Source organism: Flavobacterium sp. LHD-80 (assembly GCF_030929605.1).
GTDB lineage: Bacteria > Bacteroidota > Bacteroidia > Flavobacteriales > Flavobacteriaceae > Flavobacterium.
In genome coordinates this window covers 1-20652 of record NZ_JAVFVS010000014.1, presented here as the reverse complement: position 1 = coordinate 20652, position 20652 = coordinate 1, and the positions used below count along the sequence as shown (strand labels likewise).

Genomic DNA, 20652 nt, shown 5'->3' with positions numbered 1-20652 from the left:
CGCTATCGCTCGAGTCTCGTTCCTCGGAATGACAAACTGTTCGTATTATGTGTTTAAACAACTTCAAAACTTTGATAACGTGTGAAAAACTAATTACTAATCACTTTTTACTTTTCACTTAAAAAAAACTTAGTTATTCCTCACTTCAAATGAATTGAAGCTTCCAAAATCATTATCGCCTTTTGCCGTAATTCCAACTCGGTAGCCCATTCCCCACGGCGCATATTTATCCGCATCAAAAGGAAGCGTTTCCATTTTTATCCAATCTGAATTTTTCTCTTTATAATAGAATTCCAAAGTTCTTGCTTGATTTAAAACATTCATTTTCAACTCAATTTCGCCAGACAGAACTTTATCAATTTGTTTTACAATTTGATATTGGTTTTCATAATTCGTAAAAATCTTAAAACCATTTTTTGAAGCCGAAATTCCGATTCCGCCCAATTCTCCCGGCCAAGTACTTTTGTAAATTGCACCGCCAAGCGCCATTCCTACATCAGCACTTGTAATTTGAATAGAACTTTTAACCGTAAAATCAGTCGATTTAATATATTGTCCAATAAATGTTCCCAGATTATGATTTTCGTTTGAAGCTTTTAACTGTAAACCATTTTTTAAATTCAATTCTGGTCTTTCCTTTTTCGAAGGCCATTGCCAAACTAAATTCAAACTTTTATCATTTTTGAAATTATCCGTAAAATCCAAATCTGATTTTGGTCGATTTGCGGTGATATTGTTTTTTAAAATTGGCCAACCATCTTCTCCAGCTACCAATTCTTCGATAACGCCTTCCCTGCCTACAAACACATCATATTGCATATTAAAAGCATGATAAAGCATCAAAAGTCGTCCATCTTCAGTAGTAACAACCGTTCCGTGACCTGGACAGCGCCATTTTTCATTGCTTACCATAATTGGGTTTTGCGGATATTTCTCCCAAACGCCACTTTCCAGACTTTTGGTTCTTGCAATTCCCGTTTTGTAATTGCATCGTGCATCACAACAGCCACCAACGGCATACAAACTATAAATATAATCTCCGAATTTAAAAAAGCACGCGCCTTCAACCAAAGCCGTTTCCCAAGGCTGACTATTCGTATACACTTTTCGTTTTGTTCCTAATAATTTTGTGCGAGTATCATTGATTTCCTGCATCCAAATCCAAGATTCTTTGCCGCAACCATTTCCGTCATTTTTCCAGAAAGCGTAGATTTTGCCGTTGTCTTCCATTTCAAAAGCATCAATCGCACCGCAATCGTCTTCAATAATTACGGGCCCATTGTCTTTAAATTTTCCTGTTTCAATTTTATCGGCATCGATCCAAGCAGTTCCACATTGCAAACCCGGATTACCTTTTGTATTGCGATTGTGCGCTGTGTAGTATGCATAAATTTTATGCTGTTTTTTATCATACGCCAATTCCGAAGCCCAAAAGTTATTTTCGCCCCATTGGTCTTTCATGTCTTTAAATCCGTTAGGAAAAACATGATTTATCAAGGTCCAATTTTTTAAATCAGTCGATTTATAGATCGTAAAATAAGGCGCCCATTCGTTTGTTGTTGATGTCGCATAATAGGTATTTCCAACTCTAATCATCGACGGATCAGGATTGTCGCCAGGAAGAGCCGGATTTACTAATTCTAAAGGTTTAGTATTGGTTGCAACTGTTGAGATTTGCTTTTTAGTACTGCATGAAAATAAAATCAGCGTAGTAAAAAGGTAGAGTATGTTTTTCATTTTATTAATAGTTTGATTGTGTGTATTTTTAAACACATAGAGACATAGATATACTTTGTCTATAAAAGTCGTTTCACTTGTTTTAAATGCACATAGTATGCGCAATCTTGTCATTCCGAGGAATGACAAACTTTGAGAGCTATGTGTTAGAAACTAGTTTCTTTTATTACCTTTTCCAATAAGTAAAAAACCTATGTCTCTATGAGTTTAAAAAACTACGCTCAACAGATTCTTAGTTTATTATTGTCTAATACTCGGCCAGTCGTCGCTTTTCCAATTCAATTTCAGATTTGACAAATACCAAGACTTTCCATCTTTAGTATTATTTCCTTGAAAAAACAGCCAATATTGTCCTTTTTGATCTTTAAAAATATCTGGATGACCCGATTCTGCAGAATTCCAAGTTCCCGTTTTTCCATTTTCTACAAAAGGTTTTACGCCATTTCTTTCCCAATGAATTCCGTCTGTGCTTCTCGCAACGCCAATTTGCTGTGGTTCGTTGTTATATGCTCCGGCATAAAACATATATAAATATTTTCCTTTTTTGATGCAGGACGCACCTTCTACACAGTTTTTTTCCCAATCTAAAGTGGGTTCCATAACTGATGTGTTCGTCAACTGTTTCCAGTCACTTTTCTTAAAATTAGTTTTAATTGGTGCCGATGCAACGCCTTGTTTCTGAATTTTATAAGAGGCATCACGTGTCGCAAAATACAGCAGATATTCTCCTTTAAATTCTACAACCTCAGCGTCAATCGCGCGTCCACAAGTCCATTCGCCAGTTGGACTAAAAATTGGATTGGTTTCGTTTCTTTTAAAATTAATTCCATCTGTTGAATAGGCGTGGCAAATCGCGTCTTTTAAACCGTTTCCGTAAGTTTGGTAAAACAAATGAATCGTGTCATTCCGAACCAAAGCACCCGGCGCACAAAGTCCGTTTTTTTCATAATCAGCGCCTGAGTTGATTTCACCAGCTTTCTTCCAATCTTTTAAATTATCACTTTTCGCAATCCCAATATGCCAACCCGACATATCTTTTCCCGGAATCGAATAATACATCCAATAACTTTTTTTGAAAAAGACAATTTTAGGATCTTTAGCAACCGGATTTCCAGACGATAAATCTGTAAAATACATTTGTGGTTTTTCTTGTGCTAGCCCTACATTTAGGGCTAGAAACAAGAAAACTATTATTTTTTTCATTGGTTAATTTCGTTTAAAAAATTCTTTTTAATTCAATTCCGTTTAGAATTGTTTTGCCTGTTTTGGCTTTAAAATCAACACGAATTCCTTTTCCATCTTTCACAAAAACAGTAGTTTTCATATCGACTGCTTTTTCAGGTTCAAGATAATTTTGGTTACCAAAGTTTTCTAAGAACAATTCGCCGTTCACCAAAACATCAAAAACTCTAAAAGCTTTTTCTTCCTTCACACTTTTCTCGGCCAAATTATAAGCCAATGCTTCTCGTGTATTTCCAGAAACAAGCTCAGCAAAATAAAGTGTTACTTCGTATTTTCCATCTGGAACATCAAAATTAAACGCTTCAATTCCTTCTCTTTGTGTTTGATAAATTGGATCGTTTTCAGTTCCTTTTATCAATTTATTTGTTCCGTATGGAATCTGTGGATTTCCAGGCATTTTATAAACCTGACCGCCTACATAACCCCAGCTTCCCACTTTATATTCCTGTTCTGGAAGCCAGTTTTGTTGCGTCAATTCGTCTGTATATTGACGTTTATCACCTAAACTGATTCGGATATTTTCAAAAGGATATTTTTTGCTGTTTAAATTCGGAGCGTAAAGCGTGTAATCAATTGAAACAAAATCTTTCACATTTTCATTTGAAGCCGAATAAGCTTCAATCAAATTGGCTCCGTTTTTAAAAGGAACTTTAAAAATAACTGAGCCTTCTTTTGTTTTTTGGCTTCCTAAAGTTTGTCCGTTTACTTTTAAAGTGATTTCCTTTTCATTCGAAAAAACTTCCAGATTCTCAGCATAAAAATCGTCATTTTCAGAAGCTAAAACTCCCGAACGATGTGTCCAAGCTTTAGAACCAATGCTTACAACAGGTTTTTTAGATAATCTTGCCTGATAAAAATAATACGCATCTTTCGGAATTCTGTCCCAAGAAATAATGCCTTTATTGTTCATGTGAGGCCAACTTTCGGCTCTTCCTTCGGAATTAAATTCAACTAAATTCCAAATTGTTCCTCCGGCTACATAATCAAGATTTTCAATCGCATTCAAATAATGTTTATGATACAACATGGCATACTCCATTGTTTTATCAAATTTCTGCGGATTCTGTGAACGCATTCTTCTGTCAGCATCGGCACCAAATTCTGTGATTACTACAGGTTTATCAGGCAAAACTTGATGGTGTCTTTCTAAATATTTCTCTAAACCACCAAACTCGCCACTGTACCATCCTTGGTATAAATTCCACCCCACAACCATCGGAATTTTGGTTAATCCAACTGAATTGTACAAATCAAAAGCACCATGATTTGGAATCATTGTATATCTTGATGGATCTTCTTCTCTGGTCAAATTTTCAAGTTTTTGCGCCAATGCCGCAACGTTTTTGTAATACGCTTGTCTTTCAGCCAATTTTTCATCATATCTCGGGCGAAGCAAAATTTCGTTCATATACGCCCACACAATAACGCTGGGGTGATTAAAACTTTGGCGAATCATTTCTCGTTGCATTTCAAGACTGTTGTCTTCAAACTCTTTTGTTTCTGTAATTCGGTTCACTTCTGGAGTTTCCACCATTGCTAAAAGTCCGATTCTGTCACAAGTTTCTAAAACCGTAGGATCTTGCGGATAATGCGCCACGCGAACAAAATTTCCGCCCATGTCTTTGATCAACTGCATATCTTTATCTGCCAAAGCATCTGGCAAAGCATTCGCCAAATCTTTATAATCCTGATGACGATTGGCCCCAATTAATTTGGTTGGTTTTCCGTTTAGAAAAAATCCTTTATCAGCAGTAAATTCAAACCATCTGAAACCAACTGGAGCAGAAAATAAATCCAATTGCTGTTTTGTTTTTTTATCTAAAATAACCGAAACCGCTTTATACAAAGTTGGCTGATCCGGCGACCATAATTTCGGATTCGGAATCGCTTTTGAAAGCTTTTTGAATTCCGTTTTTGAATTTGGTTTTAGTTTTAAATCGGAAGTAATATTGGCAACTTCAACATTATTTTCGTCAAATAATTTTGTCGTAATTTTTATGTCTTTTGAAACTTTAGAAGCATTTTCAACAATTCCTTTCAACTGAAAATTTGCTGAAGATGCAGAAACCGAAGGCGTTGTAACGAAAACTCCGTCGGAAGCTTTGTTGCTCATGTCAAAATGAATTTCATTAGTTGCAACTAAATACACATCGCGATAAATTCCGCCATAAAAAGTAAAATCGGCATCAAGAGGCGGAATATTTTCGTTGTAGCTATTGTCTACTTTCACCACAATCTGATTTCCTTTTTCAGGATTATCAAACTGAAGAAAATCATTGATCGGAAAACTAAAAAAGTTATAGCCGCCAATGTGCGAACCTACTTTTTTTCCGTTAATATAAACTTCAGCCGTCTGGCTTGCCCCTTCAAAATAAAGATAAACCGACTTATTTTTCCAACTTGGGTTTACAAAAACTGTTTTCTTATACCATCCTTCACCTCTGTAATAGCCCCATTGATCGTCCATGACATCAAACTTATTCCAGCTATGAGGCAGATTTACATCTTCCCAATCTATATTTTTTCCATTCTCAATCTCGGTGGTTACGGCTTTTCCTTTATAAAATTGCCAGTTTGAATTGATGGATTGTTTTATTTTTTCCTGACTAAATCCTGTGACAACAGCAAGCATTGTCCATAGGAATATAATTTTTCTATGAATCATTTAATTTTTATTTTCTGGTTTTACCAATCTGCAGTCAAACAGCCCACCCGCTGTGTTTCCTTGATCGGCTAAAAATTTAATTGTAATTTTAGTTTTATTGCTCACTAACTCTTTCGGAATTACATAAGTTTCATCATAAAACGAATTCGGCTTTTTCGATTTTAAAACTTCCTTTGCAATTACAATTCCGTCCACTAAAATACTAAAAGATCTCTTGCCACCGTCACTTCCAAAATAAGTACAAATCAAATTGGCCTGCGGACTGTTTTTAGTTTCCATAGTAAAACTGAAATAACCGCCATCACGCGCATCTCTCCAGCGCATATTTTGAAATTCTCCAGTAAACGTGTTTTTCCCTTCAAATTCGTGATCTCTTTCGGGTTGCATTTCGCCGATTCGCAAATGATCTAATGTTCTGGCTTCCAAAGCTTCTTCTTCCAGACGCTGTTTCTCAAAAACGGCTTTCTGAACCTTCCATTCGTCTGTAGAAAACTTGTTCCAATACACCATATAACGATTATCAATTACCGAATACAGAGGCACTAAACTTGTTTTTTGCGTATTTTCGATAGTAAATTTCAGCTTGTTTTCATCGCTGATTTTTAACCAATTATTAATGTCATTATCATTTGTCACTAAAACCGGAATTTCTCTTGCTTTAATTGTATTTGTTCCCAATTCTCCAGCCAATACAACTGGTCTGTAAAGCATCGCAACCTTGTTCTGATCGTCTGGCATGGCTTGCTGATGAAGGTTCATTGGCATAGTATATTCAATAATATCACCTTTTTTCAAATTACCTGAAATCACAAAATAGCTTCCTGAAGTTAGATTTTCAACAGCTTTTTTCCCATTAATTTTTACAGATGCGTTTATTGCCCAATCTGGAACACGCAAATAAATTTTGTTTTTAAAACTGCCTTCTTCAATTGTAAAAGTGACTTTATTGCTTTCAGGAAAATTTCCAGTTTGCTTGATTTTTAATCCTTTTTCTTTCCAATTTAAAGTTGACGGAATAAACAAATTGATGTACAAATCGCCTTGATTTCCTTTTGCATAAATTGCTTCTCCGTATTTGGCGTGGTTTTCCATTCCGGTTCCGGTGCAACACCAAAACGAATCATCTGGCGTTCCAAAAATCTTTTTCTCACCTGATTTTAACGGAAAATAATATAAAACCATTCCGTTCTCCGGATTTTGAGATGGCAAAATATGATTGTAAATCACACGCTCGTAAAAATCCATATAAGCCGAAGACGGATCAAGTTTGTATAAATGCTCCGTCAGTTTGAGCATATTATACGAATTGCAAGTTTCAGTTGTATTTGGACTTAATTGATCGGCCAATTTATCTCTCGCACCGAAATGTTCATAATTACTGTTTCCGCCAATAACATACGAATGATGATTCACGACTTCTTTCCAGAAAAAATCAGAAACCGTATGCATTTTTGGATTTCCGGTTAATTCATAATCTCTTGCCGTCCCAATCACTTTCGGAATCTGCGTATTTGCATGCAATCCCGCCAATTCATCTTTTTGATTTTCCAACGGATTTAATACTTTTTCGTGATAAAATCGTTGCGATAATTCCAAGTATTTTTTATTTCCCGTGATTGCATAAACATTTGCCAAAGCTTCGTTCATACCGCCGTGTTCACAATCCAACATTTTCTGAAATTGTTCTTTGGTCAAGTTTTTGAATGTGACATCAATCCAGTCTGAAAAGGCAACAGCAATTTCTTTGGCATTTTTGTTTCCCGTGTACATATAAGCATCAACCAAACCAGCCAAAACTTTGTGTTGCGTGTACCAAGGAACCCAGCCACCGTTCAAATCAAATCCTTGCGATTTTATATTTCCAGCTGCAACTTCATTAAAAATTTTATCTCCATCGGGAATTGCGCCAATATATCCCGTTCCCTTCTTTTTCTGGCATTCCAATAATTCACTAACGATATAATCAGCTCGATCTTTAAAACGCTGATCTCCCGTTGCCGCATACATCAGCGAAACGGCAGTTAAATAATGTCCAAGCGAATGTCCGGAAATTCCTCTCGCTTCCCAGCCTCCGTAAATTTTGCCTTTCGGCGAAAGCCCAGCATATTCTCTAAATCTCGAAAGCAAACGATCAGGCTCTAAAGCCAAAAGATAAGCCGCATCTTTATCCATCGCGTTTTTAAACTTGCTGTCGAGAAGTCTGACTTCATTCAATTGAAAGAAATCAGTTTTATATTTTACTTTATCCGAAACTACAAAACCTTGCTGTGCCTGAATTCCAGAGCAAAACAATATGATTCCGAATGTTTTAAAAAAGATGTTTTTCATAGCTTTTTAATAAAATAAATATCCTTTGAATTTCGAAATATCCGAAGATAATTTAAGTCCGTAAATCGCTCCAGCATTATAGTTTTCTGGAACTTTGAACGTAATTTTGACATTCTTTTTTCCTTTTAAACTTTCAGGAAGTTCGAAGCTTTTTTCATAATAAGATAAAGGCAACTTTTCGCCCAAATCTTCTGTGCTCAAAAGCTGATCATCGGCATAAATTGAAATTCCGTTTCCGTCTGAAGCGCTTCCCCAAAAGGTTACCGTCAAAAATTGTTTTGATGCTTTTTCGTTGGCTTTTACTTCGTATGAAAAAGAATCATTTTTTAAAGCGTTTCTTCCGTAGCGATTGTTTTCCCAAAAATGGCGTCCGTCTTTTTCTAATATTCTTGCTGAATTGTTAGCAGTTAATTTATGCTTTTTTTCATCGCTTTCTGAAGAAATATCAATTTCATCGCTCACAATCTGCTGACGTTCTTTTAGTTCTTCTTTCGAAAACATTTTTAAATAAACGGAATAACGCTGATGATGCATTTGGTAAAACGGAATCAAAGTAATTTCATTCGCTTTTCCGTTTAAAAATCCAGCGCCTTTCGTTTTAAATTCTAATTTCTTTCCTTCAACCGGCAAAATCCATTTATTGATATCCGATTCTGAAGCGATTATCGACGGAATATCATTTTGAGGCGTAACCCAATTATTATAGTGCATGGCGTAATTTACCAAATCGCTTCCTGGCATTTTGTCTTTTCCCAATGACGCGCCCATTACCAAAGGTCCGCGCATGATTGTTATGAGATTTTTTTCATCCTTAGATTTTTCAATCCAGAAATTCTGAGGCATTTCAATTTTGATTTTGTCGTCTTTTTTCCAGTTGTTTGTCAACTCAAAAGTACCGCCCGCTTTTCCGTTAACCGAAACTTCTTTGTCATTGATCCAAACTTTTACCTTTCCTGCCCAAGACGGGTAACGAACAACTAATTTATTTGAAAAAGACTTGTTTTCATTGATTTCTAAATTGATGATGTCTTCTTCAGGAAAATTAGTTTTTAAACTGATTTCCAAACCTTTTTCTTCCCATTTTAAAGTGGTCGGAATAAACAAATTCAGAAATAAATCATCGTTATTATGAAAAAAAACCGATTCGCCGTATTTCGCATGATTTTCCATTCCAGTTCCCACGCAACACCAAACTTTCTCTAAATTATAACCATCACTATATGATTTAAAACCGCCCGGCATCAAGGAAGTATAATAGGTCACACCACCCGAATCTGGATCTTGCGAAGCCAAAATATGATTGTATAAAGCTCTTTCAAAATAATCCAAATGTTTTAAATCGCCCGAAACTTCAAAAGCCGTTCTGGCCGTTTTGAGCATATTATAAGTCGCGCAAGTTTCATCTGAAGTAAATCCTAAACCTTTTGTTTCGTCGCCCGGTTTTACGTAACGTTCATAACGCCCGCTTCCCCCAATAACGTGATTGTGCTGCGTGTACATTTGGTCTAAGAAATTGAAAGTCGCTTCTTTACTGATTTTATTTCCGTCCAATTGATATTGTCGCGCCGTCCCTGCAAAAGTGGGAACCTGCATGTTGACGTGGCGTCCGTATAAAACATCGTTTCCTAAAGCGGTATTTAAAATCACTTTTTGGTGATTGAATTTCATTGAGGTTTCCATGTATTTTTTTTCTCCCGTCAATGCATATAAATCGGCGAAAACTTCGTTCATACCACCGTGTTCAATGTCAAGCATGTCGTCAAATAAATCGGGATTGGCTTTTAGCGCAAAATCAGCAATTCGGGAACCTTCATTCTTTAATAGTTCAAAAGCAATTTCGCTATTACAATAAATATAACAATCGCGATACGCGGCTAAATCTTTGTGCACAACGTACCAAAAATTCCCCATTCCGCCCCACGGATAATTGGTTTCGTCGCCACCGTCTAAAGTGATTTTTCCTTTTGACAATTCGTGAAGAGGATTGTCCCAATTTTTTCTTCCGAGAATATAATTCTGATCGGGATTATTTTTATTGATGATGTCGATTGATTCTTTTAAAGAAGCCATCATATAATCGACTCTCTTTTTGTATTCCAAATCTCCAGTCTGCGCATACATTAATGCGATTCCTGAAATATAATGTGGCATTTCGCCTGGTCTAGTATTTTCTGGCTGATTCGAACCTGGATAATTTCCTAACAAAGGAAGATTTGCTCTTTTGCGGTAACCGTTCAACATGCGGTTGACATCCATTCCTAAAAGATATTTTTGGTCAAGCTTCATCGCATGATAAAATGGACTGTTTTCTAATAATCGAGTATCATTTAACGGGAAATCCATCCAGACATTTGGACCAGTTTCTTTTACTATATATTTGTTTTTTTGTTGTGCCGAAATGGTAAAAGCACTCGATAACAAAAGTGCCTTAATAAGTTTATTTTTCATCAAAATGTAAATTATATTTCTTAGGATTTCGAAATGTTTTCTGCGTTCTTAGAAAGTCAAATAACTTAAAATTAGCCTCAAATTGACGGTCTTATTTTCCCATTTTTTAGTCCTTTTGTTTCAAAACGGCTTCTTTTAAAGCTATTCTTCCTTTTTGGGACTATACTGCACTTTTTCTATTAAATATGAGGTTTTACAAAGGATTTTAAACAGAAATTGCTACAGTTTCCTATTCAAAAAAGGGCATCAAAATGTTTCATTTGCCATATTTCAACGAGTTTTTAAAAAATCAGATTCAAACGATGTTAAAAAAGAAAAATCCGCAGATTGAAACCTGCGGATTTTGGATGAAAAAATGGTTTTAACACATGGAAACATCTCGATAACTTTGTCAAAGTTCGAAACTTTGACAAAGTTTAATGAGCGTTTATTAATTCAAAACAATTTTTTGAGTCGAAATTGTCTTTCCTGATTTAACTTTCATAATATAAATTCCTTTTGACAAATCATTTAAATCTAAGTTCACCGAATTCTGAATTCCGAATGATTTATTGTAAATGATTTTACCATTAATTCCATAAACCTGAATCGTTACTTCCTCCTCTGCATTTGGAATCGAAACATTTACCAAACCTTTTGTTGGGTTTGGATAAACAATTACTTTGATATCAGAATTTTGAATTTCAGATTCGTTAATGCTTAACACTTCTTCTGTTTTTCCTGGTTTAGCCAAAACGCCTTGACCATTATCCAGTTTTACAAAAGTCCATTGTTGATTGTTTGCAGTACCCGAATCTAATTGCGCTAATTGTGTTCCGTTTGTCGTACTTGAACCCGGAACTTCAAGCGCTTTTCCACTTAAACGATTAATAATTTTGAAATAGTTTCCAGTAACAGGAACAATGCTCCATTGCTGATTATTTCCGTAAATATATTCTCGTTGCGTAGCAACACCACCATTTGCAGTTGATGAAGCAGCAATTCCGATTACTTTATTCGAATGCAAAGCGGTAATTTTATAATAACCGCCAGAAGTCAATTCGATTTGGAATTTTTGGTTTGTTCCTCCCAAATCATCCCACTGTGAAACGGCGGCATCATTGTTTTGAGAAACGCCTGCAATATCAATTACTTTTCCGCTGTTTCGGTTTACGATTTTGTAAATTCCTTTTGAAACCGGAGCAGTCGCATCGCCTATTTTTTCAAAATTCCACTGCTGATTATTCGCTCCCGAATAATCCTTTTGTGTTACTAAACTTCCGTTTGTAGTTCCTGCGCCTGTAACTTCCAGACATTTTCCGCTATGGTTGTTCATCAATTTATAATAACCATTGTTCAAGCTGATGATTCCCCATTGCTGATTCCCACCATGCACATAATCCCATTGCCCAACCGAGGCATCATTTGCAGTTGAAGAGCCTAAAACATCGACCGCTTTGTTGCTGTGAACGGCATAAATAGCATAAGATCCGTTGCCAAGTGCTTCAACTCTAAACTTTTGATTGGCTCCTCCAACATAATCCCATTGGCTGAATAAAGCGCCATTATCATTTGATACACCATTAACATTCAAAGCTTTACCTGTGTGACGAACGGTTATTTTGTAAATTCCTCCCGAAATAATATCTGAGTCGTCTCCCGGTTTTGTTCCGTTGTACGAATTCAACACTTCAATTTTATCGATGTTTACGCCATTTGTCGCTCCTACAATTTTAATCGTGTTTGCTCCATTATTTAAATCTAACGGTGCTTCGATATAATTTTGCGAAAAAGCAGTTGCAACTCCCGTATCCATAAATTCAACATTCCCAATATTGATACCGTTGACTTCAAGCGCTTGCAAAATTTTATTTCCCGAATTCGCATAATAAATACGAACTACTTTTTCGCCTTTATAATCAGAAGTAATATTAAAAGTCACCGATGCACTTGCTGATGATAAGCCAGTTATATAACTTGTTCCGCTTGCACTTGCCGATGTTGCCGTAGAAGCGCCACCCGCTAAAGTTGCACTTTCTGCCTCGTAAGTCGTGATTGGAATTGTTGGCACTTCAGTAATGATAATGTCATCAATATTACACCATTTACTGGCATTTGTTGTTGGAACGGCGTGAAGTCCAACATTTACAGAAGTATTTGATGCTCCAGTTTTGATGTAAAGATATTTATACGGAAACGCTGTAAGTCCGTTTAGCATGGAAGCATAAACGTAATTTCCACCATAATTCTCTGCATAAAAACGCGCTTCTCTTCCTGCAGCGCTATTGATTCTACCTTCGATTTTATAAGTTGTATTTGGTTTTAAGCCCGTAATCGTTTGATATAATTTGGCTTCTGAAGTATTTGAATCTGTAATAACAGTTCCTTTATACAAACCTGTTGCGGCAAAACTTGCTTTTGTAGTGGCATTATATTGTTTTTCTGCCCAAATGGTATTACTGCTTCCTGTCGAATTCCAAGTATTCCAATTCGTTAAATCACCTTTTTCAAAATCATAATTTACAGATGAAATTTTAGCAATACTAGTTTCATTTTTAATGATATAAGAACTTCCTGTAACTGTTCCGTCGTTAGCACGCAAAATACGTTCTGCATTTTTTTGAAACTGAGAAGCCAAATCAGTGAATTTACTGTCTCTCGGGAAATCTTTGTGCATGTGCAATCCGTGCGCTGTATCGTTGATCCACACACCCGTTCCGTTTTTATAAATATGATCAATAAAAGCCTGAGGCGTTCCAGCCATTCCTTTGATAATTCCCATCATACCGCAAACATTTGCTGCCGTACAATCGCCGTCACCGCCAGCCAAAGAACAGATTTTCAAGGTTTCCATATAATCATTTTGTCCATACAAAATGGCTAGAAAACCTGTTCCGTGATTTGGATCGCTTAAAAGCATGACTTTATCATAACCAAAAGCATAGAAATTTCGATATTTTTCAGTCCATAATTCACGAACTGCGGCGCGCCAGTCATTTGGATATTTTTGATGAAGCGCGACAGCAACGTCATACATACCGCGAATCCAACTGTTTCCTGGAACAACTTCCATCGACTTCTGAAGCACTACTCTGGCATCGGTTTCAAAATAAGCGATTGCATGTGCGGCTGCCCAATATTGTCCCCAAGTCAAAGCTTCGCCTTGGCCTGACATACTCGAAAATTTCTCTACATAATCGGCTGCTTTGTATGGCATTCCAGGGAAAGTGGCACCCATCATTTCGTGTTCGATATAACATTCTGGAAGCCAATGCCCGTTATTGCCATTTTCTCTTTTTCCGAATAGTGGCGCAATTAAATTCTTGCTGTTCATTAATCCTAAAGCATCAGAAGTCCCTCCAAAATCTCTCAAATCATGGTCAACCCATTCTTTTCGAATATCCTGATATGAAACAGAAGGTCCGAATTTTTCAAAAATATGCTGATTAAAAACTTCAACATGCTGATCATCATCAGAATAAATTTTTCCGTCTTCGTAATTAGAGAAATAATTAAATTCATCTCTAGTAGTTCCGCCAAGTGTTCCGTTTAATAAAACAAACCAGCTGTCTGGCAATCCCAAAAGCGGTTCAACAGGTTCTTTTACGGTTGCTCCGGCTTGGTAATATCCATCTGGCGTATTGTATACTTTTAAGTATTCATAACCAGTTACAACGCCGCCACAGCTTCCTATAAGCATGGCTAAAGTTTTGTCATAATATTGATCTTTGGTAATCGTTTTGGTCTGCGCCAAAATCGAATTTACAGTCAACAACAAAGTGAAAATCATGGCAAATTGAAATTTCCAACTTTGCTGTTTTCTGTTGTTTTGAGTTAAAAAAATACTGCTTTTCTTTTGGTAAAGAAAATGCAGATAACCGAGTAATCGTCTTCTCATAATTTTTGGTTTATTTGGGTTAATAGATTAGTAAATAGACTTCTAAGGTAATTTTTAGGTCTAAAAACTTCTATTCGAATTGTCTCATATTAGCAACTTTTCGTACCAAAACCTATTAATTACTGATTCATCAACGTTTTATTTAATTATCAAAAAAAAATCGTAGCATTTGATTCAAAAAATAAAAAACCCGCAAACGAATTTGCGGGTCATAAAAAATAAAAAAAAGGCAAATTAAATTTATAGCGTTCTTATTTTACCAACGGAAATGCAACAACTCTAAGTTTTGTAAAACCAATTGGAACCAACGTTATCGTTTCCAAATTAGCATCAACATTTCCTTTGTAAACGCCGTCTCTTCCTGAAACTGGCAAATAAGCCAAGCCGTTTACCGCTTTCCAATCCGGAATTTGTTTTGATTTTATAGTCAGTTCAATTGGAGCATTTTCTAAATTCCATTTGAAATTTTCCTTTAAACCAATTTGTTTTACTTGAACATTCTTATCCAAATCTTTTACTGATTCTTCCCATAAACCGTAATTCCATTTTGAGGAAGAATTTAATATGAAATATTCGCCTTCATTTTCCTGATTGGCTTTATCCCACTTTTCTTCCATTTTTAAAGCGTAAACTAATGGCCCTCTTTCAATAGTTTTCGAATTATCTGCCCAAGATGACGCTTGAACTTTCATCGGAAGTTTTAAAGTGATCTTATCTTTATTATTCCATTTTTGATCCAACGTTACAATTCCGTTTTTCGTTTCAAAACTTACTTTTTGATTGTTTACGTAAATTTCAGCATTTGTACACCAAGTCGGAATACGAAGCTGAAACTGGAATTGAACTGATTTTTTCATTTCCATCTGAAAATCAATATTATCGTTGAATGGATATTGTGTATTTTCAGTAATTGCAATTTTCTGCTTTTCTGCTCCAACGGTTGTAGAAAGCACATTTGGACTGTAAATTAAAGCTGCAATTCCGTTGCTTTTATTTTTGTACCACAAATGCTGCGCGAACTTTGTCCAACCCTGATGCATATTGGCATAACAACAGGTATAACCGCTTCTTGCACCCAAAACATTATTCATTTGTCTGTCAAAAGGAAGTGAAAATGCATAAACGCCACGCTGAATCTCGATTTGATTTGCCATCTGAAAATATTGTTTTTCGTTGTAATTTTCAGTTGTTTGCGAAGGCATCGCGTTAAAAGTTGCTCTTTCTAGAGCATCCATATAGGAAGTGTCACCTATGGCCAAACCACATATAATAGCGGAAGTTGGTACAAAAGTTTTATTACGGCTACAGCTGCTTTGTCGATGAAAGGAAAGAATAAAGAGGCTATTGAATACATGAATTCGATAACAAGCAAATATCCGCCTCCAAATAAGTTTGACAATATGCTTATGAATTTTGGCTACGCAAATTGCTATGCGCGAATTAAAAATTATGGCACGGCAGAACAGTATTTTATAAAAGCCGGAGAAGCTGCTGATGGTTTGGACTCACCACAAACCTATCGAGATGTATGCAACACCTATTCTTCTATTGCTTTGTTTTATGCGAATCGAAAAAACCTGCAAAAAACGAAATTGTATATCGATAAGATTGATGCAGTTTCAAAAAAATACCGACAGAACTACAATTCAGAAGCATTACAAATGTCTTTATATAAATTAGATTCGTTGAGTGGCGATTTTAAATCGGCTTTAGAACATCATAAATTATATAAAAAAATGAGTGATTCTCTCTTAGATTATACTAAAAACAAGCAGATTGAAGAGCTTCGAATTCAATATGAAACTGAAAATAAAGAACAGAAAATCAAATTACTAGATAAAGAAACTGATTTGCAGGAAACGGCATTAAAAAAATCAAAATTATTAAATACACTTTCTATTTGGAGTTTGATTTTATTGGTTCTTTTTATTGCCTTATTGTACAATCGATACCGTCTAAAACAAAGAACTAATGCCGAATTAGAATTAAAAGAAAAAGAAATCAATCAGAAAAACATTAATCTGAGGCATTTGCTTGATGAAAAAGAATGGCTTTTAAAAGAAATTCATCATCGTGTAAAAAATAATCTTCAAACAGTAATTAGTCTGCTTAATTCACAATCTGCTTATCTGGAAAATGATATGGCGCTATCTGCCATTAAAAACAGCCAGCATCGTATTCATTCCATGTCTTTAATTCATCAGAAATTATATAATTCTGAGAATATTTCGACGATTAATATGCCCAATTACATTAAGGAATTGGTTGAATATTTAAAAGAATCTTTTTCACTTGGCCAGCGAATTCGCTTTGATTTAAAAATTGATCCATTGGAATTAGATGTTGCTCAGGCGGTGCCGATTGGACTTATTTTAAATGAATCCATAACAAATTCTATTAAATACGCTTTCCCAACTGATCGAACAGGAATGATTCATATTACACTTGAGGCAACTTCTGAAAACAGATATTTACTTACTATTTCCGACAACGGAATTGGCTTTGATACCAATATGAATGCTAAAAAAATCAATTCTTTTGGATTGAGTCTTATCAAAGGTTTAAGCGACGATTTAGATGCCGAATTTTCTTTAGAGAATCAAAACGGAACAATTCTTAAAATCGAATTTTCAAAAGATTTCCCAATAAATCAAAAGGTAAAGTAATTAAAAAACAACGTTTTATATTATGCTTTTTATGATAGCGAAATCTCACGAATCTAAATCTGTTTAGCGAAATATAGTGCTTTTTAAGCAATAAAAAGTTGTTAGAACGACTGTAAACAGGCTTTTTCTGGCATGGCATGTAAATTGGTTTCTTAAGAATAATTAATCCTTAAAACCACTTATCATGAAAAAGTCAATATTGCTATTATTAATTCTCTTTTTGAGTTATAGTGCTGCAAAAGCTTGCGACAAATGCAGTACTTACAACAACAGTGATTTTAAAATAAAGTCGGCAGTAATTACGCATAAAGCAGATTTAGGTCTTACCATTTGGGACATCAAAGTAGAAGGAACTGCTGGAAAAACGATGCCCAAGCCAGTCGGACAATTAAATGGCGCTCCAGTTTTAGCCTACGTTTTCCCAACTACTTTAAAATCATCTGATATAGGTTTCGGTCAGGCCGAAGGAATTGTGGCACTCGCCCTTACCTCACACCCCGATTTTGAAGATACACCACTTTGGGATGAAAATCTCGACGGAAATTATTTAAATGATGGTCTAATCTGGCACGCACATTGGGTTCTGTTGGTTGAAGACAAGCGCGTTGGCGGAGGACTTTCAGTGAAAGAATTTACAAAGGGAGACCCAAATGTGGTTTTGCCTCCAACAAATCCTGGAATGGCAATGTATATGGACAGCCCTGGTTTCAATATAGTTGCAAAAGGAAATTCCATAAAAGTCATTGTACCAGACTTTAGAATAAACAACAAAACCAATTTCAAATTTGATGCAGTAAGCTGTTATATGGAAGTAAGCACAGGAGCCGGAGGCTCACATGAAGGCGAAGGAACCAAACCAATGCTGGGTGTTTACAAAGTGTATACGGTTGCAAGTGGTAATCTTTCATTGCCATATTCTGTCAAATAAAATCATTCTTAAACCTAAATCAAATGAAAACAAATCAATTTGGTAAAACGGCTTTGATTTTAATAGATCCTTACAATGATTTCCTTTCAGAAGGTGGCAAATTGTGGGATGCAGTAAAACAAACCGTGATAGAAAACAATGTAATCCCTAATTTAATAAAACTGGTTGACGAATGCAGGAAAAATAAAATTAAGATTATTTATGCACCGCATAGAAAAACTCAAAAAGGTGACTATTTAAATTGGAATTTTTTATCCCCCTCGCACATGGGAAGCTTAAAACTGACACTCTTTGAAAAGGGAAGCTGGGGTGGTGAATTTCATCCTGATCTGCAACCAAAACCAGAAGACCTGATTGCTCAAAATCACTGGACAGCCAGCGGATTTGCCAACACTGATCTTGACTTTCTTTTAAAGCAACACAGTATAACACATATTGTGTTAGCCGGAATGAGAGCCAATACATGCATTGATTCTACTGCAAGATATGGAGTCGAATTAGGTTATCATGTAACTTTAATAAAAGATGGAATCGGTGCTATTAATTGGGACGAAATTAAAGCAACTGTCGAAACCAACTTTCCTAACTACGGACATAGTCTGTTGACTGCTGATGAATTTATATCCAATTTGAAATGAAATTATTAGCCGAAAGTACTTGCAAAGCAATTATAAATGCTCCTTTTGAAAGTATTGATATCACAGAATGGCTTTTTACTTTAAAAGATTCTGAATATAAGGCCTGCTCAGTAGATCATCTAGCAGCTGGAAATTCGATATCTGATAAAGGAAAGAGAATGTCAATAAATGTAGAACAAATAGCAGGCAATCTACTCATTCAACATTATGTCGAAAATATAAGCTTTAGAGACCATTGTCGCGTGCAATCTATATCTGACTCGATTGCTTCAACTGGAAAAACTAAGCTTCATATTATCTGGGAATTAAGAATAAAAAAACATGATTCGTCGAGCTGTGAACTTTTTAATCATGTTGTGGTAAACTCGACTCCAGATTTTATAACTTTACTAGATTCATTAAAAATAACTGATTATAAATTAGTTACAGATGAAATGCTTCAGAATTTAATTAAACACAACAACGAAGAAACACCACTTTTTGCCAAAGATATAGAAGCAAAAGCAAGCAAAGGAATATGGTTTTAGAAAGATCAGAAGAAAAATAGCATTTAATTAAATCCTTAACGAAAAGGAAATTTAAAGATTAAATTTAATAATTAAGATTCATGCTGTCAAACGAAAACACAGGATTAATTCTAATAGATGTCCAAGGAAAACTTGCTCGTATTGTGAACGAAAGTGAAAAATTAGTATCAAACCTTGAAAAACTAATCCGTGGTTGTCAAATACTCTCGATTCCGATAATTTGGGCTGAACAAAATCCGAAAGGGCTTGGTTCAACTATAGCAGAACTTGAAATATTATTGTCAAATCAAAAACCAATAGAAAAATATACTTTCAATGCTTTTGAAAATACCGATTTCAAGCAGTCAATTATAAATTCGAACAAAAAACAATGGTTAATCTGTGGCATAGAAGCACATATTTGCGTCTATCAAACTGCTATAGGATTACTATCAAATAATTTTGAAGTTGAAATTGTGATAGACTGTGTTTCTTCTCGATCAAAAGAAAGTATTGATTTGGCTTTAAAAAAATTACAAAACAAAGGAGCAAGCTTGACAAATATTGAAATGTGTCTTTATGAACTTGTTAAGGACTCTAGAAAAGAAATCTTCAAAAAAATTTTAACATTAATCAAATAAAATAATCATGTCAAAATCAAAAACAATTGTACTCATTCACGGAAATTTTGTAAACGACAACACTTGGACCGAATGGAAAGAGCACTACGAAAAAAAAGGATATAAAGTTTATACACCTGCAAATCCAGGACACGACGGAAATCCAGCCGATCTTAGAACAAACGTCCATCCAGACTTAGTTCAAACCGGTTTTATAGATGTTGTAAACAATATAATCAAATTGATTAATACTTTACCTGAAAAACCTTTAGTAATAGGACATTCGATGGCTGGTATGGCCGCACTGAAATTAGTCGAGTTAGGAAAAGCCACAGCCGGAGTAAGTATCGACGGAGCTCCTCCAAAAAATGTTTTTCCGCCATTCCAGACCTTAAAAACCGTATTACCAGCCTTTGGTTTCTTTTCTTCAGGCAAATATTTCATGGGAAGCCGAGAATGGTATGATTATGCATTTTTTAATACGATTCCACAAGCTGAAAAGCAAAAGGCGTTTGAGAAATTTGCAGTACCAGAAAGCTATAAAGTTAGTCGAGAATTAGTTTTAAATTCCTTTTCGAATATCGATTTCAAAAAGTCACATGAACCAATTTTATTTATCGGCGGTGGCAGTGATCATATCTTCCCACCAAGTCTTACCGAAACAATTGCGCAAAAATATAAAAACGGTCGTGTAGACATCAAAATATTCGACGGTAAAAGTCATTTCATTTGTGGAGAACCAGGCTGGGAAATTGTAGCGGATCATATTTTAAATTGGTACGAAGCACTTTAATAAATTAATTATAGCTAAAAATTAAACTACAAATTAGAAAGTAAAGTTATTTATGGCGTTTCCCTCCGGGCCGGGCTGTCCGCTTTATCTTTTGCGGGAGAAGTTTCGTATAAAAGAGACCTTCATGTTCCCGCAAAAGGATGCCGCTCCCATCCCTAACGCATTCAAGGATATAAACAAGCATTCATTTCAAGTAAGAAAACA

General features: G+C 35.5%; 13 protein-coding genes. 6 read left to right on the top strand and 7 right to left on the bottom strand.

The window, feature by feature from the left end:
- Positions 1-129 precede the first annotated feature (129 nt).
- The 7 genes from RB619_RS20420 to RB619_RS20390 form a co-directional block, all read right to left on the bottom strand.
- Complete coding sequence (locus RB619_RS20420; RefSeq protein WP_308100949.1) at positions 130-1737, bottom strand: glycoside hydrolase family 43 protein; 1608 nt, start codon at positions 1735-1737, stop codon at positions 130-132.
- Positions 1738-1977: 240 nt separating this feature from the next.
- A complete protein-coding gene (locus RB619_RS20415; RefSeq protein WP_308100948.1) occupies positions 1978-2940 on the bottom strand; it encodes a family 43 glycosylhydrolase in 963 nt (320 codons plus the stop codon).
- A 13-nt stretch (positions 2941-2953) separates the two neighbouring features.
- On the bottom strand, positions 2954-5644 hold the full coding sequence (locus RB619_RS20410) for a glycoside hydrolase family 2 TIM barrel-domain containing protein (RefSeq protein ID WP_308100947.1): 2691 nt from the start codon (positions 5642-5644) through the stop codon (positions 2954-2956).
- Positions 5645-7972, bottom strand: coding sequence for a beta-L-arabinofuranosidase domain-containing protein (locus RB619_RS20405; RefSeq protein ID WP_308100946.1), 2328 nt, complete (start codon positions 7970-7972; stop codon positions 5645-5647). It lies immediately after the preceding gene.
- Positions 7973-7978: 6 nt separating this feature from the next.
- Positions 7979-10420 (bottom strand): beta-L-arabinofuranosidase domain-containing protein, encoded by a 2442-nt coding sequence (locus RB619_RS20400; protein ID WP_308100945.1) that lies wholly within the window; start codon positions 10418-10420, stop codon positions 7979-7981.
- A 430-nt stretch (positions 10421-10850) separates the two neighbouring features.
- Positions 10851-14297 (bottom strand): RICIN domain-containing protein, encoded by a 3447-nt coding sequence (locus RB619_RS20395; protein WP_308100944.1) that lies wholly within the window; start codon positions 14295-14297, stop codon positions 10851-10853.
- A 251-nt stretch (positions 14298-14548) separates the two neighbouring features.
- Positions 14549-15532, bottom strand: a complete 984-nt coding sequence (locus tag RB619_RS20390) for a hypothetical protein (RefSeq protein WP_374119739.1) — start codon at positions 15530-15532, stop codon at positions 14549-14551.
- Between the two features lie 117 nt (positions 15533-15649).
- On the opposite strand from RB619_RS20390, the gene RB619_RS20385 reads away from it, so the two are divergent.
- The 6 genes from RB619_RS20385 (at position 15650) to RB619_RS20360 (ending at position 20448) form a co-directional block, all read left to right on the top strand.
- On the top strand, positions 15650-16963 hold the full coding sequence (locus RB619_RS20385) for a sensor histidine kinase (RefSeq protein WP_308100942.1): 1314 nt from the start codon (positions 15650-15652) through the stop codon (positions 16961-16963).
- Between the two features lie 184 nt (positions 16964-17147).
- Complete coding sequence (locus tag RB619_RS20380; RefSeq protein WP_308100941.1) at positions 17148-17891, top strand: hypothetical protein; 744 nt, start codon at positions 17148-17150, stop codon at positions 17889-17891.
- Positions 17892-17914: 23 nt separating this feature from the next.
- The gene (locus RB619_RS20375; RefSeq protein ID WP_308100940.1) at positions 17915-18529 is read left to right on the top strand and encodes an isochorismatase family cysteine hydrolase; all 615 of its coding nucleotides are present in this window, start codon (positions 17915-17917) and stop codon (positions 18527-18529) included.
- On the top strand, positions 18526-19056 hold the full coding sequence (locus RB619_RS20370) for a hypothetical protein (RefSeq protein ID WP_308100939.1): 531 nt from the start codon (positions 18526-18528) through the stop codon (positions 19054-19056). Before RB619_RS20375 ends, RB619_RS20370 begins: the two co-directional genes overlap by 4 nt.
- Positions 19057-19136: 80 nt before the next feature.
- A complete protein-coding gene (locus tag RB619_RS20365) occupies positions 19137-19676 on the top strand; it encodes a hydrolase (protein WP_308100938.1) in 540 nt (179 codons plus the stop codon).
- 7 nt (positions 19677-19683) lie between these two features.
- The gene (locus tag RB619_RS20360) at positions 19684-20448 is read left to right on the top strand and encodes an alpha/beta hydrolase (RefSeq protein ID WP_308100937.1); all 765 of its coding nucleotides are present in this window, start codon (positions 19684-19686) and stop codon (positions 20446-20448) included.
- The last annotated feature ends 204 nt before the right edge of the window (positions 20449-20652 follow it).

Bases quoted from the DNA above. Each gene is read 5' to 3' on its own strand.
- RB619_RS20375 (WP_308100940.1), top strand. From the start codon at position 17,915: ATGAAAACAAATCAATTTGGTAAAACGGCTTTGATTTTAATAGATCCT.
- RB619_RS20400 (WP_308100945.1), bottom strand. From the start codon at position 10,420: ATGAAAAATAAACTTATTAAGGCACTTTTGTTATCGAGTGCTTTTACC.
- RB619_RS20390 (WP_374119739.1), bottom strand. From the start codon at position 15,532: ATGGATGCTCTAGAAAGAGCAACTTTTAACGCGATGCCTTCGCAAACA.
- RB619_RS20420 (WP_308100949.1), bottom strand. From the start codon at position 1,737: ATGAAAAACATACTCTACCTTTTTACTACGCTGATTTTATTTTCATGC.
- RB619_RS20410 (WP_308100947.1), bottom strand. From the start codon at position 5,644: ATGATTCATAGAAAAATTATATTCCTATGGACAATGCTTGCTGTTGTC.
- RB619_RS20385 (WP_308100942.1), top strand. From the start codon at position 15,650: ATGAATTCGATAACAAGCAAATATCCGCCTCCAAATAAGTTTGACAAT.
- RB619_RS20370 (WP_308100939.1), top strand. From the start codon at position 18,526: ATGAAATTATTAGCCGAAAGTACTTGCAAAGCAATTATAAATGCTCCT.
- RB619_RS20365 (WP_308100938.1), top strand. From the start codon at position 19,137: ATGCTGTCAAACGAAAACACAGGATTAATTCTAATAGATGTCCAAGGA.
- RB619_RS20415 (WP_308100948.1), bottom strand. From the start codon at position 2,940: ATGAAAAAAATAATAGTTTTCTTGTTTCTAGCCCTAAATGTAGGGCTA.
- RB619_RS20405 (WP_308100946.1), bottom strand. From the start codon at position 7,972: ATGAAAAACATCTTTTTTAAAACATTCGGAATCATATTGTTTTGCTCT.
- RB619_RS20360 (WP_308100937.1), top strand. From the start codon at position 19,684: ATGTCAAAATCAAAAACAATTGTACTCATTCACGGAAATTTTGTAAAC.
- RB619_RS20380 (WP_308100941.1), top strand. From the start codon at position 17,148: ATGAAAAAGTCAATATTGCTATTATTAATTCTCTTTTTGAGTTATAGT.
- RB619_RS20395 (WP_308100944.1), bottom strand. From the start codon at position 14,297: ATGAGAAGACGATTACTCGGTTATCTGCATTTTCTTTACCAAAAGAAA.